The sequence below is a fragment of the Salifodinibacter halophilus genome (assembly GCA_012999515.1).
GTDB classification, from domain to species: domain Bacteria; phylum Pseudomonadota; class Gammaproteobacteria; order Nevskiales; family Salinisphaeraceae; genus Salifodinibacter; species Salifodinibacter halophilus.
Window position 1 is genome coordinate 1,988,168 of the sequence record JABEEB010000001.1, and the last position, 14,614, is coordinate 2,002,781.

At 61.1% G+C, this 14,614-nt stretch carries 16 protein-coding genes; 10 read left to right on the forward strand and 6 right to left on the reverse strand.

The annotated features are described in order from the left end of the window. Nucleotides 1-9: 9 nt before the first annotated feature. The 5 genes from HKX41_09275 to HKX41_09295 form a co-directional block, all read right to left on the reverse strand. Complete coding sequence (locus HKX41_09275; protein ID NNC24339.1) at nucleotides 10-2,412, reverse strand: hypothetical protein; 2,403 nt, start codon at nucleotides 2,410-2,412, stop codon at nucleotides 10-12. Next, a complete protein-coding gene (locus HKX41_09280; protein ID NNC24340.1) occupies nucleotides 2,409-3,032 on the reverse strand; it encodes an outer membrane lipoprotein carrier protein LolA in 624 nt (207 codons plus the stop codon). The genes HKX41_09275 and HKX41_09280 overlap by 4 nt, the downstream gene beginning before the upstream one ends. 11 nt (nucleotides 3,033-3,043) lie before the next feature. Continuing rightward, nucleotides 3,044-3,466, reverse strand: coding sequence for an acyl-CoA thioesterase (locus HKX41_09285; protein ID NNC24341.1), 423 nt, complete (start codon nucleotides 3,464-3,466; stop codon nucleotides 3,044-3,046). 51 nt (nucleotides 3,467-3,517) lie between these two features. After that, nucleotides 3,518-3,730 (reverse strand): acyl carrier protein, encoded by a 213-nt coding sequence (locus tag HKX41_09290; GenBank protein ID NNC24342.1) that lies wholly within the window; start codon nucleotides 3,728-3,730, stop codon nucleotides 3,518-3,520. A gap of 75 nt (nucleotides 3,731-3,805) precedes the next feature. Next, on the reverse strand, nucleotides 3,806-4,591 hold the full coding sequence (locus HKX41_09295) for a 1-acyl-sn-glycerol-3-phosphate acyltransferase (protein ID NNC24343.1): 786 nt from the start codon (nucleotides 4,589-4,591) through the stop codon (nucleotides 3,806-3,808). Between the two features lie 239 nt (nucleotides 4,592-4,830). On the opposite strand from HKX41_09295, the gene HKX41_09300 reads away from it, so the two are divergent. From HKX41_09300 to HKX41_09345, 10 genes are all read left to right on the forward strand, one after another. After that, complete coding sequence (locus tag HKX41_09300) at nucleotides 4,831-5,115, forward strand: acyl carrier protein (protein NNC24344.1); 285 nt, start codon at nucleotides 4,831-4,833, stop codon at nucleotides 5,113-5,115. Next, the gene (locus HKX41_09305; GenBank protein ID NNC24345.1) at nucleotides 5,112-5,756 is read left to right on the forward strand and encodes a hypothetical protein; all 645 of its coding nucleotides are present in this window, start codon (nucleotides 5,112-5,114) and stop codon (nucleotides 5,754-5,756) included. The genes HKX41_09300 and HKX41_09305 overlap by 4 nt, the downstream gene beginning before the upstream one ends. Beyond that, nucleotides 5,749-7,071, forward strand: coding sequence for an acyl-CoA synthetase (locus HKX41_09310; protein NNC24346.1), 1,323 nt, complete (start codon nucleotides 5,749-5,751; stop codon nucleotides 7,069-7,071). The genes HKX41_09305 and HKX41_09310 overlap by 8 nt, the downstream gene beginning before the upstream one ends. Then, the gene (locus HKX41_09315; protein NNC24347.1) at nucleotides 7,071-7,373 is read left to right on the forward strand and encodes a hypothetical protein; all 303 of its coding nucleotides are present in this window, start codon (nucleotides 7,071-7,073) and stop codon (nucleotides 7,371-7,373) included. Before HKX41_09310 ends, HKX41_09315 begins: the two co-directional genes overlap by 1 nt. A 40-nt stretch (nucleotides 7,374-7,413) precedes the next feature. Next, complete coding sequence (locus HKX41_09320; GenBank protein ID NNC24348.1) at nucleotides 7,414-8,310, forward strand: hypothetical protein; 897 nt, start codon at nucleotides 7,414-7,416, stop codon at nucleotides 8,308-8,310. Nucleotides 8,311-8,369: 59 nt separating this feature from the next. Continuing rightward, complete coding sequence (locus HKX41_09325; GenBank protein NNC24349.1) at nucleotides 8,370-9,545, forward strand: beta-ketoacyl-[acyl-carrier-protein] synthase family protein; 1,176 nt, start codon at nucleotides 8,370-8,372, stop codon at nucleotides 9,543-9,545. Further along, nucleotides 9,545-10,348: a 3-oxoacyl-ACP synthase gene (locus HKX41_09330; GenBank protein NNC24350.1), complete on the forward strand. Its 804-nt coding sequence runs from the start codon at nucleotides 9,545-9,547 to the stop codon at nucleotides 10,346-10,348. Before HKX41_09325 ends, HKX41_09330 begins: the two co-directional genes overlap by 1 nt. Next, nucleotides 10,345-10,800, forward strand: a complete 456-nt coding sequence (locus HKX41_09335; GenBank protein NNC24351.1) for a hypothetical protein — start codon at nucleotides 10,345-10,347, stop codon at nucleotides 10,798-10,800. Before HKX41_09330 ends, HKX41_09335 begins: the two co-directional genes overlap by 4 nt. An 85-nt stretch (nucleotides 10,801-10,885) precedes the next feature. Next, complete coding sequence (locus HKX41_09340) at nucleotides 10,886-11,815, forward strand: Gfo/Idh/MocA family oxidoreductase (GenBank protein ID NNC24352.1); 930 nt, start codon at nucleotides 10,886-10,888, stop codon at nucleotides 11,813-11,815. 82 nt (nucleotides 11,816-11,897) lie between these two features. Then, entirely contained in the window at nucleotides 11,898-13,772 is a 1,875-nt protein-coding gene (locus tag HKX41_09345) for a hypothetical protein (protein NNC24353.1), read from the forward strand. A 71-nt stretch (nucleotides 13,773-13,843) separates the two neighbouring features. Here the strand turns inward: HKX41_09345 and xth are convergent, their stop codons facing one another. Further along, nucleotides 13,844-14,614 carry an exodeoxyribonuclease III gene (xth, locus tag HKX41_09350; protein NNC24354.1) on the reverse strand — a complete coding sequence of 257 codons (771 nt, stop codon included), beginning with the start codon at nucleotides 14,612-14,614 and terminating at the stop codon, nucleotides 13,844-13,846.

The following is a 14,614-nucleotide window of genomic DNA, read 5'->3' on the forward strand; positions in this document are numbered from 1 at the left end:
GGCGCCATGTTACCCACTCTGCCGTCCCAGGGCACTGGTCAGATTGGTGATCAGAAATGTCAGTACGACCCCCAGGCCGAGTGTCACGCCGAACTGATGCAATGGCGGCGTGGCTGAAGCCGCTAATAGGCCGAAGGCGGCGACCGTGGTTGTGCTCGACGCGGCGACTGCGGTCATTGTGGGCGCGCTGTCGCGCCCAGCAAAACGCAGGAAAATGCCGTAGTCCGCGCCCAGTCCCAGCAACAGTAGCAACGCCATGACGTTGAAGATGGTGAACGCCCACCCGGTGATGGCGAACAACGCGCTGACTAACAGGCTCGCGGTCAGTGGCGCTGCAACAATCAATGCCGCGCGACGTACGCCGAGAAAAACCGACAATAACGCCCAAGCCATCCCATACGCCGCGCCGAGTAGCCAAGTCGCCGAGCGTCGATAATGCTGCAATAGGTTTGAGATTTGCGCAGGCCGATCAATAAGCATCGCGCCATCGGCGTCGTTGATGGTAGTTTCCAATCGCGTTTGATCCGCCACGCTTTGGATCTGTACGAGATCGGCGTAACGGCCTGATACATGGCCGAGCCAGAGTGAACGATAAGGGCGGCCGGCGGGCGAAGCCAGCCATGTCTTGAACTCCAAGACGTCGCCGCGTTGCGCATTGAACGTGCGCTGCTGACGTTTAACCAGACGCGACGGGTAGCCAGTATGCTGCAGGAGCTTAATTACTGGCCCGGCCGACGCATAGAGCGTTGCTGCCAAACGACTATAAGTTTTTTGCTGTATGTCCGGCGGCAGATAAGCAGTTGTGATCGCGCGCACCCGAGCGGCAAGATGTTGCGACTGTGTCAACTGAGCAACGAGTGCCTGCTCGCGCGCCAGTGTCTGCGCGCGCGATTGGCCGCGAATCAAAATGGCTTGTCCAGTTGCCGAGGCGCCGAGCACGCGGGCGATCTGTTTGTCGGCCTGGATGAGCGACGATGGCGGATTGTAGAGCGAGCCGAGTTCATCGTCCGGATGCAGTGCGATAGCGGTGACGATCGATGCACCTGCAATGACGAAGACCAGCGCAGCGATAACCGTCCGGGGCCGCTGACGTGCCAGCAATGCTGGGCCAGACCTCAGCCATATGCTGGCCCAGCCAAGCGCGACCCCGCGTCGTGGCGGCGTTCCGCCCAGGCCGGGTAGGAGCAGCATGACACCGAGCCAGGTGCCAGCGAGCCCGAAAGTCGTGAATACGGCGATCTGACGAAGGCCTGGGAAGGGCGCGATGGCCATACCACCGTAGGCTGCCGCACTTGTGACCAGCCCCAGTGTGATCGCCGGCGCGATGGCACGAAGCGCATGCCCGGAATCGGGGTGTCGCCAGCGCTCGGCGAAAAAATGTAGGCAGTAGTCAACCGCCACGCCAACCAGGCTGGCGCCGAACACCACGGTGAATATGTGGATGTTGCCGAAGATAAGCCGGGTGGCGACTATCGCAGTCAGAACACCGCCGGCCACGACACAAAGACTGCCGGCCAGCGGTCGTAGGCTGGCAAACAACCAGAGCATTAACAGGATGATCCCAGCAAGCGAGCCGAGGCCGATTACCGTGGTTTCAAAGCGCGCGCGGGCGCTGGCCACAGCTGCATGACGGATCGCACCGGAGATCAGCACGTTCGCATCCGGCGTGACTTGATGCACAGCGTCGCGCGCTTGCCCGATCACCTTTCGGGCGACGCTTTGGCCGGTCATTGAAAAGGGATTGCCCTGGCTTTTTGCCAAGATCACGGCGAAGTGTTCCCCCGCCGGTCCGGTCGCGGTGAGTTGGCCGCTTGGCGTGGTCGAGATGCCCGGTGCCGTGTTGCGGCGGGTGTGTTGGACCATGGCGCGTGACAGACCCAGCGGGTCGGCCAAAAAACGTTGGCCACTGGCGAAGCCGGGCGTGGCCAGGCGGCGCCGCGCACGTTGGAGGAAGTGATCGCGCGCGGCGGTATTGTCGGTGTCCTGGTGCTCGGCAAGACGCGCCAGCGCGGCGCGGTCGTCGGGAGCGAGCAGATGAAACCGGTGCGAAAAATACAGATGGCGGATTTTTTCGCGGGTCCCGGGCGAAATGAGCTCAGCCCCGTTGGCGGCCACGTGTGCGAATGCTGATGATTGTCGCAATTTATCGGCTGCCACCGTGGCCGCACGCTGACGTTGCTCGCGGTTATCCGCGTGAATGAGGATAACCAGCCGGTCGTCACCTTGACTGGCAAGTTGGGCTGTTGCGCGTGTGACCGCGGGTGACTGCTGGGGCGCGGGCAGCAGGTCGGTCAGTCGGGTCTGTAGATTCAGGCTGCCGGTGGTGGCCAGCGCGGTGATGATCGCGGCCAGCGTCAGCACGCCGACTCCCCAGATGCTGGCGCTCAGGCGGCGTGTTAGCCGTTCGGTCATCGGCCGCCGAGGCGTTGTTTTTCTTGCGCCGATAGCGGTTTGGGATGTTGGGTCGTGTGCGGCGATAATTTGATGACGCTTTTGTCACCGTTCGACCGTTTGATGGTGATCTGTCGGAGCTGCTGATCACCGCGCACGCGAATTTTTTGCACGACCTGTTTGACCGCGTCCGTGCGTGGCATCAATTGGTATCGCCAGCCGTCGCCATGGCCTTCTCGGCGCTCGACGTGGAAGGTGTTTTTCAACTGGCTCAGATCCGCATTGAATACTGCCAGCATCAGACTGCTTACGACTTTGAGCCCGGGATGATCGGCCTGTGACAAGCGTTTGACGGTCTGACCGTCCCGTCGTTGGACGAGTGCCTTGTCGGTGATTGCCAGCGTCGTCTCGATCGGTTTGACGACACGCCAGATCAGGCCGCGCCCACGGGCAAGCACAAACTGGCCGTGGGATATCAGCGGTTTTTCCATGCCGCTTAGGTGTTTTTTTTGCGTGAAATCGCCGCGCACGACTGGTTGCTTATCGGATGCGCTGGACTGCAAAAGCGAAGGTTTCGAGGCCACACTATGCGTGAACAACGCGCTCACTAACGCCGCGCTGCAAAGGATAGAGGTCGCCATGTGCCGTGCGGTCATTCGATCCCTGTGCTTGCAAGTGCCCGGCCGACCACGGCCGGGCGTTCGGCGATCAGTTCGCCGGTTGCCAGGTCGATCGGTGCTTGTGTCGTCGAACCGCGTACAAGAAGCGTTTTATCCCGCCGGTCGCGGATTTTATAGCCAATCTTAAGGCGGTGCTGCCAGTAGGTCAGTGTGGCGGCGACGCAAACTGGCTGTTTGAAGACAAGCGCGCGCATGTAGCGGATTTTCATGTCGACCACGGGCCAGCCGTAACCCGCGTCGAACATCGCCTGGTAATCGTGGCCGAGTTGTTCTAGCAGTTGGCAGCGGGCGAGCTCGAAGTACTTCACATAGTGGCCGTGCCAGACCATGTTCATGGAATCGACGTCGAAAAATGGCACGTCGATGTCGACCGTGGCTGTTTCGAGATCACTCATCCAGGTTGCCGCGAAGACCGGCCCGCTTCGTCGGGACTATAGAACGTGTGCTCAATCACTCGGCTCGTGATTGGCTTCGATTGCCACGATTGTGTCGGCAATATCCTGGACTGTGCGCACCCGGCGAAAACGTTCGGGAGCAACGCTGATGCCGGTCTGGCGACGCAGTTCGCCAATTAAGTCCACGGCGTCGAGACTGTCGATGTCAAGATCTTCGTACAGGCGTGAATCCGGCTGGATCGACTCGTGCGAAATCTCGAACATCCGTGCAATCTCCAAGCGAACCTGTTCGATTATGTCGGTGTTTGGCACTGGTAACCTATCTTGTTTCGCAGCTCCTCATTCCGGAGCATCCGCGGTTGTCAGTCGGCGCCTAAAATAGTCGCCGAGCTCGCGGGTTAGTCGGCGGGCTGCCACGGCTGTGCTGTGCGTCGAATCCAGATACGCGTCGACGCTAAACGGTTCGTCGACGTGTATTTGGACGTCGACCCGCCTCGCCGCTGCATGATACCAACGCTGCCGCTTGGTCAGCACCCGCGGCTGTATGTGGATGACCACCGGCACCAGTGGCGCACCGGCGGCAAGCGCGATTCGTGCGGCGCCGCGTTCGAGTTTTAGCTGTTGTCCGGGCACGCTGCGGGTGCCTTCCGGGAAAAGTAGTAACCGCCGCCCATTGCGAAGTGATTCGCAACAGCGGTCGACCAGTGTCGGTCCTTCGGCCCGCGTGATGTAGCCGGCCATGCGTACGGCGATGGCAGTCGCTGGATTGAAACGCAGACTCGGCTTAACGATACAGTCCACTTGCTCGAGTCGCGCGAGCAGTAAAACGACGTCGATCAATGACGGATGATTGGCGACGATGACCGCCCCGCGATGATCGAGGCGATCCGCGTGCTCGATGCGGTCGGCGAGCAAGCCGAGCGCGCGCGTCATCCCTATGAAATAGCGGCACAGTCGACTGATGAGGGCTTGCGTGTGATCGCGCCGCCTCACGTGGCCGATAGGCGCGAGCCGAAGTAGCGGCAGGACGAGGATGCCGACAAGGAGGCCGCCGGTACCGAAAGCGATAAAACACAGCCCGGTGCCGGCCGCGCGCGCAAATCGTTGGCGAGAATCTTTTGTCACTCCAAGGCCTGGTCGTGTGCTATGTCGAGCCACGCGTTGCAGAATCGTCGCTTATGGTTGTCGCGGGGCGACGCCGCCATGGATCGACCAATACGTAAAACACGGTTCGTTTGGATTGTATCGAGCATGCGGTAGAATACCCGCTTATATATAACGCGTGGCAGCTTAAGGCCACGGGCCAGCGTCACCCAAGTGCTCTGCGGCAGTCGATTTCTAGTAATACAGATTCCCATCGGAATATGAGTGATCAGAGCGAACTCGAGCGAGGCCTGGCCATGCTGCTGGTCGAAGCGTTGGAACTCGACGATGTCGACCCGGCCTCGATCGGCCGCGATGACCCCTTGTTTGGGCAAAACGCCGACAGCCTCGGCCTTGATTCCATCGACGCGCTCGAGATTGCACTGGCGGTCAACCAGGAATACGGCGTGGAGCTGCGCGCGGATGACGAACGCAATCGCCAAGTTTTCGCCACTCTCGCTTCGCTCGCTGATTATATCCGGCGGGCCCGCGCCGAAAGCGCGTGACCGGTGTGGCGACGCGGTTGCGCTTGGCCGGCGGGCTTGCGTTACTAATCGCCTACCCGATTCTGGTGCACGTGGCAGTTGTCGCGCACTCGCGTAATCTAACCTTTGCCGCCCTGGCTAGCTTGATATTAGGCAGTTTCTGGCCGCGCTTGCGGCGGCCAAATGTCGTGGCTGCATTGAACTTGATTGTCGCGTTGGTCGCTGCCGCGCTTGTCGCGTTTTTCTTGAGCGGTGTTTTGTTGTTCTACGCCGCGCCGATTTGTGCCTTGACCGGACTTTTGAGTGTGTTTGCAGCAAGCCTTTTGCCTGGCCGTACGCCGGTGGCTACGCGCGCGGCCGAAGCCGTGCGCGGGTCGTGTCCGCCCGAGGTTCGGCGTTACACGCGTGGTGTCACCGTTTTTTGGTGCGGTGTGTTCGGCGCCTTGATTGCGGAAAATATAGTGCTGGTGCTATTCGCGTCGCCGGCTGTGTGGTCGCTGTTCGCCAACGGGGTGAACTATCTGGTCGTGGCCGCGGCGTTTATCGGCGAATTGGTTTGGCGGCAGAAATCGATGGCCGATGACGTAGAGGGTGATTGGTTGGATCAGATCCGGCCGATGCTGCATATCGATTGGTCACAGGTGATGCGCAGCCGTGGCTGACAACACACAGTCCCTGATTGTGGGGTACCAACCGGAACGCACGTTTGCTTGGGTTGCTGGCCAGCCCGTGCGTCACGACCGGGCACTGGCTGTTATCGAAACCTTGGCCGAAGCCCTATCTCCTGGCTGCGATTACATCAATTGCTGCGCCGACCGCTCTCGCTTCACGCTCGCATTTGCTGCGGTGTGTTTGGCCGGCGGTAGCAACCTATTGTCGCCGGCGGCCAACGACGGCGAGCTGACTGAATTGACTGCCGATTACCCGGATGCAGACCGGATCGATGACGACGACGTCGCCGCAGCCGAGCGATGCGCGCCGTCGGCGGCGGCCGGCGATGTGCCGCGGATTGCATCGACGCACTGCGTTGCTCGGGTGTTTACCTCGGGGACCACTGGCAAGCCGCAATCGCACGCCAAATATTGGGCGGACATGGTGACCGTGGCGCACCAGTATCGCGACCGATTCTTTGGCACTGCGCGTGACGAAGTCGCCGTGGCGACCGTACCGCCCAACCATATGTATGGTTTCGAAACCACGGTTTTGCCGGCGCTGTGCTGTGGTTTGGCGGTTGCTGCCGAACGCCCTTTTACACCCTGGGCGATTCGCGACGCATTGGCCGTGCTCCCGGCGCCGACACTACTGATCACCACGCCGGTTCACTTGCGTGCGTTGGCTGAATCGGGCGTCGAACTTCCCAACCTCGGCCGTGTGGTGTCGGCCACTGCGCCGCTGCCCGCCGAGTTGGCCGCAACGCTGGAAGATCGCTGGGGCACGCCGATCGAGGAAATTTTCGGCAGCACCGAAACGGGCAGCATCGCCAGCCGGCGTACCATCGAAGGCGACTGGTATTTGTACGACGGTGTCCGTCTGCAAGCTGCTGACGCGGGTGGTTGGCAAGCTATTGGCCCCCAGCTGCCCGAACCGCAGCCGCTTGGCGATGCCATTGAACCGGTTGGCGACTACGGCTTTCGTTTTCTCGGCCGGGCGTCGGATTTGCTCAAGGTTGGCGGTAAGCGGTTGTCGCGGAGCGCGCTGGAGACCATGCTCCTGGAGATCGACGGCGTAACGGATGCTGCCGTTCTCACGGCCGCTGCTGCCAGCCGTAGCGGTCGGCCGCGGGCGTTGGTCGTCAGTCATCACATGTGCGCCCAAGAGATTGCGACCGCACTTGCCGAGCGCGTCGATCCGGTGTTCGTTCCGCGCCCATTAGTGTGTGTCGAGCAACTCCCGCGCAATGCTGTCGGCAAGCTCACACGCGAGTCGCTGGAGTCTTTGCTAGGGCGGGTGGCGCCGGCCAATACCGCCGACGGTTGATGGCTCAGTTTCGTATCGATCCGAGCGCTGCCTGCATCGATGGCCACTTTCCGGACCAGCCGTTAGTGCCGGGTGTGGTCATCGTTGACCGTGTAATCCATCTGATTACTGCGGCCGACGGCGTTCGCATCGACGGAATTCGGCGCGTCAAGTTTCCGGGGCCGCTGTTGCCGGGCCAGACTTGCGAAGTCGACTGGCGACAAGCGCGCCGAGCACGGATACGGTTCACGTGCCAAGCCGACAAGGTCGAGGTCGCTGTGGGCACGTTGATTACGGCATCGGATGGCGAGGACGAGGGATGAAACGGCGCAGTATTGTCCGACAACGGCGTCTGATCGACTGATGGCGCAGGCCTGGACCGAGCAGCGCGAGCGTAGCAATTGGCTCGCGCTTCGCTTGTTAACTTTGACTGCCCGCTGGTGTGGGCGCCACGTAACGCGCGTAGTACTCATCTGGCCCACTGCGCTGTATTTCGTGCTGACCGCGCCGCGCGCCCGGCGTGCCTCTAGAGCATATCTGTCGCGCATGCTCGGACGGCGCGCGCGATGGTGGCATGTCTGGCGGCATTTCGAGAGCTACGGTACAGTCTCGATCGATCGCATCTACATACATCTCGCCCAGCAGCATCGGTTGCGCATCGTCACGCACGGTGTCGAACAATTTACTGCCGCCCTGAGTCAGGGCCGCGGCGCATTGGTTCTCGTGTCGCATGTTGGCAGCTTCGAAGTATTGCGTGCGCTGGCCGCTCACAACCCCGATGTGACGTTGCGCATCGTCATGGATCGCGAAACTGGCGCCAAGGCCAACGCCGCCCTGGAAGCGATCGGCCGGGGCGAGACACAGCCGGTTATCGATACTTCGACCGCCGATGTCGACCGTGCACTACGTGTACAAAATGCTTTGGCCGCCGGTGAACTGGTGGGTCTGATGGCCGATCGTGTCCAGCCCGGGGAGCGCACGGTTGACTGCGATTTTCTGGGGGGACGCGCGCCATTCCCGGCGTCACCGTGGCTTCTGGCCGGCCTTACCGACGCACCGGTGCTGTTAGCTTTCGGTGTTCATCGTGGCGGCAACCGTTACGATCTTTATGGTGAGTATTTCGGTGACAACCTATGTCTGCCACGAGGCCAACGCATGCTTGCTGCCAACCGCTATGCGCAGCAGTATGCGGATCGATTGGCGACCTATGTTGAGTCCGCGCCGTATAACTGGTTCAACTTCTTCGATTTTTGGTATTGACGCCTGTTAAGACACACCACCATCCAAGCGAACGGGGCGTCCGTGCGTCTGGCCCGGCCATCGCCGCGTTTACGGCGACGACTGCGCTCGGTTGTGGCGTCGAAGCCCTCTGGGCGGGCATGCGCGCCGACCGCGATGGTCTGTCGGCGTGCGATTTCGATGGTGTGACTATCCCGACCCGGATAGGACGCGTGCACACGGTGGATAACCACGCGCTACCGGCCGAACTTACTGCCTGGGATTGTCGCAACAATCGGCTGGCCGATCTAGGGCTGGCACAGGATGGATTTGTTGATGCATTGGCGAGGGCTCGAGCGCGTTACGCTGACCATCGAATCGGCGTGTTCATGGGCACCAGCACCTCGGGTATCGGTGCGACTGAAGCCGCGTTTGCCGAACTTGGTGACGATGGCACGCTGCCGGATTGGTTCTGCTATGAGCAGATCCATGCCTATGACTCGCTCGGTGGCTATCTGCGTGCGCGGCTGGGTTTAACTGGCCCGGGGTTCGTCGTATCCACGGCTTGTTCGTCCAGTGCCAAAGTCTTTGCTGCCGCCAAGCGATGGATGGATGCCGGGTTGTGCGACGCGGCTTTAGTGGGCGGCGTCGACAGTTTGTGTCGCACCACTTTGCATGGCTTTAATTCATTGCAACTGGTCTCGGCCGAGCCTTGCCGCCCAGGCGATGTGGATCGCGATGGGCTTTCGATCGGCGAAGCTGCTGGTTTTGCATTGTTAGTGCCGAACGCTGATGCTGTGGCGGACGCGCCCCGGTTGGCCGGCGCTGGCGAGTCCAGTGATGCTTATCATATGGCTAGCCCCGATCCGACCGGCGCGGGCGCCGCGTTAGCAATGACGCGCGCATTAGATGATGCGGGCCTCACGCCCGAGGCGATCGGTTATTGCAACCTCCATGGCACCGCTACCCCGGCCAACGACGTGGCTGAAGCTAAAGCTGTAGCGCGTGTTCTGGGGAGCGCGACGCCGGTGGCCTCAACCAAAGGATGGACTGGGCATACACTTGGCGCGGCCGGCGTTGTCGAAGCCGTTATTGCGCTTTTGGCGGCCGAGCGCGGATGGTTGCCCCACGCCCACAATACGCGGCAAGCCGATCCGGAACTCGGGATCGACATATTGACGACCGGGCGGGCCGCTGCCCCTGACTATGTCATGAGCAACGCGTTCGGCTTCGGTGGTAGCAACGCCAGCTTGATATTCGAGCGGGGCGGGGATTAATGGCGCTGTTCGTCAACGCCGTCGGTGTGGCCGCGCCGGGGCTGGATGGTTGGCCAGAAACCCGCGCCGTACTGGCCGGCAACGCAAATTATGCAGCGGTCCCGCTTGCGCGCTTTAAGCCGACACTATTGCCGCGCAACGAAGCTCGCCGGGCGGGCGCGACGGTCAAGCTAGCCTTCCGCGTCGCTGAACAAATCGTCGATGCAGATAGCGCGGTACCAGCGATGGACGCCGTGTTCGCGTCCGCCGGTGGCGATGTCACCATTGCCGAACATATGTGCCGGGCGGTCACAGCGCCTGAGCCGCTCATTTCGCCAACTAAGTTTCATAATTCTGTACACAATGCGCCCGCCGGCTATTGGGGCATCGCTACCGGCTGGCGTGGTAAAGCGACCAGCCTGGCTGCCGGCCGGTCTGGATTCGCCATGGCGCTGCTCGAAGCTTGGAGTGTGGTGATGAGTGACGGCCACGATGTCTTGTTGGTTGTCTACGATGCCGAAGGCAGTGGCCCATTGCATGATGCGCGCCAACCTATTCACGCTGATTTTGCGGTCGCGCTCTGGCTTTCTGCAGCGCCGGCCGAGGCGCTGGCTGTGCTCAGCAATCCGCGCCCGAGCTCGGACCGGCCGGCGCCAATGGCCGATACAGATCTGCAGAAATTACACGCGGCCAACCCGGCAGCGCGCAGCCTGCCATTACTGCGTGCGCTTGCCACCGGTCGTACAGAGACCGCGGTCATTGAAACCGCGAGCGTAACCGGCAACATCGATAATTGGGCGTTCGACGTGCGCCCCGCCACATGAATATCGACGCCCTGAATGTCCATTGCGGCCACGGTGTCGATCCGGCTGATCTGTTGCCACATACGGGGACGATGATGTTGCTGGCGACGATCGAGCACTGGGATGCGGAAACAATCGGTGCCCGCACCCGCAGCTTTATCGATCAGGAACATCCACTGGCGCTTGGCGGCTCACTCAGCGCGGCCGCGCTCATGGAGTATGGTGCGCAGACTGCGGGTGCCCATGCTGCGTTGATTGATCGCGGGCATGACCCCACGGCCGTGCCCAGCGGCGTTGTGGCTGGGTTGCAAAACGTTTGCGGGCTGGCGGTCTCCGTACCCGCACGTCTGCCGGCACTTCCGGTAACGGCTCGGCGGTTGACCGGGGCTGGCCATGGGTTTGTGTATGACGTATCGATCGGGGACGGTGACCACATCCACGTAACCGGACAGGTCAGCATTGTTCGGACGTAAAGAGGCTGGATCGGAGGTATGTGTTGATAGATTGGATCGCTTTTGATGTTGCGCGGGCTGTGCATAGGACGATGACGTGCGCCTGATCGTTATCGGCGGTGGTGCCTGGGGGCGCAACGTGATTCGCAATGCTTATGAGCTGGGGGTGCTGGCCGGTATCGTTGAAGGCGATGCCGAACGCGCTGCTGCTTATGCCGAGACTTATCCGGACGTCGCCAGTTTTGATGATTGGCACCAGGCGCTCACGGCTGATTGTGACGCCGTGGCTATCGTGACGCCAACCGATACCCACCACGAGATCGCGTTGGCTGCTATCGCCGCCGGCAAGGACGTGTTTGTCGAAAAGCCGATGGCGCCGTGCGCCGAGCAGGCCCGGGAAATGGCGGCGGCCGCGGCGGCGGCCGGGTGCGTGTTGATGGTGGGTCATCTGTCGCTTTTCCAGCCGGCGATAACACGTATCGCCGACGCGATTGCCCACAACGAGCTGGGATCACTTCTAGCGGTGCGTCACGAGCGTTTGAATCTGGGGCGCGTGCGACCTGATGAAAATGTGACCTGGGACCTTGGCGTCCATGATGTGGCGGCGATGCAATATCTGATTGGCTGTGCACCGACACATGTCAGGGGCAGCGCGTTTCGTTTGCTCGGCCTGTCAGTGGCCGATGACGTACAGGCGCAGCTCACTTTTGCCGGTGGCGTGCGCGGTGATCTACATTGCTCCTGGTTGTGGCCGGAGACACAGCGCCGTACGATTGTGCGTGGCAGTCACGGTATGCTGGTCTTCGACGAGGCCGAGCAGACGTTGACGCTTTTCAGGCGCTGGATCGACGCTGAATCAAGAGCGCACAACGAGGGGGGCGAGGTTGTTCCGATCGACAGCGCCGAACCGCTGTACGCGGAGCTTGCGCATTTCGCAGCGCGCGTGGTCGATCGTGGTCAGCCGCGTGCCGGTGCTGAGGACGCCGTTAGCGTGCTTGAAACACTAGAACGCCTGGACATAGCTGCCGCCGAGTAACCCCGACGCCGGAAGATCCGGCGCATTTGGAATTACGCCACTCCAAGTGGCGTGAGCGACGACCTAGGAACGGAGACGCAACGTGCACGCCAACGACTTGTCCTTCGTCCCATTATTGATTGTCATCGCGATCAGCTTCGCCGTGCCGGTGCTGCTATCGCCGGTGCGGCGATTCGGCATCCCGGTGATTGTGGGCGAAATCATCGCCGGCATTATCGTTGGCCAGAGTGGCTTCGGCCTGGTTTATGAGGAACCGGTGCTCGAGGTGCTTTCGGTATTCGGCTTTGCCTATTTGATGTTCTGCTGCGGACTGGAGATGGATTTCTCCCAGGTCGGGGGGCACAGTCGGGACGGACTGCGTAGCGTCGGCGGCTTTCGCCGGTTGGTGCGCAACCCGTTTTTTCTGGGGGTGCTCGTATTCGTTGCCACGGCGCTTTGTTCGCTCCTGGCAGGGCTCTATATCTGGCACCTTGGCCTGATCGACAACCCTTGGTTGATGGCACTGATCCTGTCCACGACCTCGCTCGGCGTCGTCGCCCCTGTGTTGAAGGAGCGCGGCTTGATGGCCTCGCGCTATGGCCAGACGTTGTTGATGTGCTCACTCGTGGCCGATTTCGCGACCATTACTCTAATCAGCACCTATGTGTTGATACGGCGCAATGGCCTCAGCACCGAGCCGCTGCTGATATTGCTTTTGATTCTGGCGTTTGTGGTGGCCTGGCAGCTCGCCAGCCGTTTCGCGAATCATCCACCGCTGCAGAAACTGCTCGCCTGGTTGTCGACCGCAACATCGCAGATCCAAGTACGTGGCTCGCTGGCCATCGCGCTGGTGTTTATCGGTTTGGCCCAAAGCCTGGGTATTGAATCTATCCTCGGTGCGTTTCTAGCCGGCGTCATCGTGGCGCTTCTAGCGGGTGATCACGGATCGGTCCTCAAGGAAAAACTGGAAGCCATTGGCTACGGTTTTTTCATTCCCGTTTTTTTCGTTATGGTCGGTGTGCGTTTCGACCTGCCGGCGCTGTTGCAGTCCGGTGAAGCATTGGAGTTGGTCATCCTGCTGGTCGCCATCGCCTTCAGTGTCAAACTGGTTGGTGGTCTAGTCCTTCGGCTTGCCCACGGCTGGCGTGAGACATTGGCTGCCAGCACGCTGCTTTCAGCGCGACTATCGCTGATCATTGCGGTGGCTACGATTGGTCGCGAGATCGGTGCTATTGGGCCGGAACTCGAGGCTGCGCTGGTGCTGACCGCGATTGTGACCTGCTTCGTTTCGCCGGTCGCGTTTGCACGGATTTTGCCGCGTGAAAAGATTCCGGCGCCGCTGACGCTTGTGGTTGGTTCGAATGACGATGCCACGGCGCTGACCGAGCGTCTGACGCGCCAGTCGTTGCGTGTCCAGCAAGTCACCGATTTGCCGAATGCGCCCATTGACCAAATCACGCAGACGCCGCCGAGTGCACTGGTGACGACGCTGCGTGCGGCCAATATTCAGGATGCCCAAGCTGTCGTCGTCATGGCTGACAGCGATACCGATAATCTCCAAGTGTGCAAAATCGCGCACCACATCCACGGTGTGCGCGATATCGTGGCTTGGGTGCGCGATCCGACATTCAACGCGCGATTTGCCGCAGCCGAGGCACGTGTGATCAACCCGAGTAATTTTCGGGTTCTGCTGCTGGAATCGTTGTTGACGACCGGCCAGGCGCGCCTGGCCGCGAATGCGGATGGCGGCGATCGCCGGACCCGCGTCGTCAAGCTACGCAACTTCTGGCTTAGAGAGCAAGCACTGCGCGCGATCCATATGACGCCAGACGTGTACGTCCAGAGTATCGAGCGCGATGGCGAAGTTATCTTTCCAGGCCCGGATACGGTGCTCCACGCCAACGACCGCCTTACGTTGGCAGGCCCGGCCGCGTCGCTCGACGAAACGGCGCGCCGGTTTGCGCGCCGGTTTTATTAATGCGGCAAATGGGCCGATTCATGTGAGGCGCGCTGATCCCAGCGAAATTGTGTATTTGGGGCGTGGTGCGATCACTCGAATTGGGCGATGACCGGCACGTGATCGGACGGGCGCTTGCGGCCCCGTTCGCCGACGTCAGCGCGACAATCGCGGCAGCACTCGGCGAGTGCGGTGCTGGCTAGGACATGGTCGATGCGCAGGCCGTTATTTTGGGGCCAGCCGCCGCCGCGATAGTCCCACCAGGTGAAGCGGTGTCGGCCCTCGCGGTCGTCGAATAGGCGCCAGCAGTCAGTCAGGCCAGTGTCGATAAGCGCGTTCAGCGCTGCCCGTTCATCTGGCGAGCACAAAATCCGGCCGTCCCATTTGTCGGGATCGTAAGTGTCTTCCGGACGTGGTGCGACGTTGAAATCGCCGGTGACCACAAGTTTCTCGTGACGGCTTAGTTCGTCGACGAGCCAGTCGCGAAGATGCGCGAACCAATCGAGCTTGTAGGTGAATTTCGGTGAATCGAGCGCCGAGCCATTGGGGCAGTAGACGGAGATGACCCGCGCGCCATTGATCGTCGCGGCGAGCACGCGTTTTTGGTCATCTTCGAAACCGGGGAGAGCGGTCACGATGTCGACCGGCGGTGTTTTAGCCAATAGCGCTACGCCGTTGTATGTCTTCTGGCCCGCGAACGCGGCGTAATAACCGGCTTCCGCCAGTGCGTCGCTCGGAAAGCGCTCGTCGGGGAGCTTGGTTTCCTGTAGCGCCAACGCGTCGATGGGGTTGTTTTCCAGCCAGGCCAGCACGTGGTCAAGGCGGATATTGAGTGAGTTAACGTTCCACGTGGCGACTTGCAT

Excerpts from the sequence above, each read along its gene's own strand:
- HKX41_09290 (NNC24342.1), bottom strand. The coding sequence starts at position 3,730 with ATGTTCGAGATTTCGCACGAGTCGATCCAGCCGGATTCACGCCTGTAC.
- HKX41_09335 (NNC24351.1), top strand. The coding sequence starts at position 10,345 with ATGAATATCGACGCCCTGAATGTCCATTGCGGCCACGGTGTCGATCCG.
- HKX41_09275 (NNC24339.1), bottom strand. The coding sequence starts at position 2,412 with ATGACCGAACGGCTAACACGCCGCCTGAGCGCCAGCATCTGGGGAGTC.
- HKX41_09300 (NNC24344.1), top strand. The coding sequence starts at position 4,831 with ATGAGTGATCAGAGCGAACTCGAGCGAGGCCTGGCCATGCTGCTGGTC.
- xth (NNC24354.1), bottom strand. The coding sequence starts at position 14,614 with ATGCAAGTCGCCACGTGGAACGTTAACTCACTCAATATCCGCCTTGAC.
- HKX41_09280 (NNC24340.1), bottom strand. The coding sequence starts at position 3,032 with ATGGCGACCTCTATCCTTTGCAGCGCGGCGTTAGTGAGCGCGTTGTTC.
- HKX41_09285 (NNC24341.1), bottom strand. The coding sequence starts at position 3,466 with ATGAGTGATCTCGAAACAGCCACGGTCGACATCGACGTGCCATTTTTC.
- HKX41_09315 (NNC24347.1), top strand. The coding sequence starts at position 7,071 with ATGGCTCAGTTTCGTATCGATCCGAGCGCTGCCTGCATCGATGGCCAC.
- HKX41_09320 (NNC24348.1), top strand. The coding sequence starts at position 7,414 with ATGGCGCAGGCCTGGACCGAGCAGCGCGAGCGTAGCAATTGGCTCGCG.
- HKX41_09330 (NNC24350.1), top strand. The coding sequence starts at position 9,545 with ATGGCGCTGTTCGTCAACGCCGTCGGTGTGGCCGCGCCGGGGCTGGAT.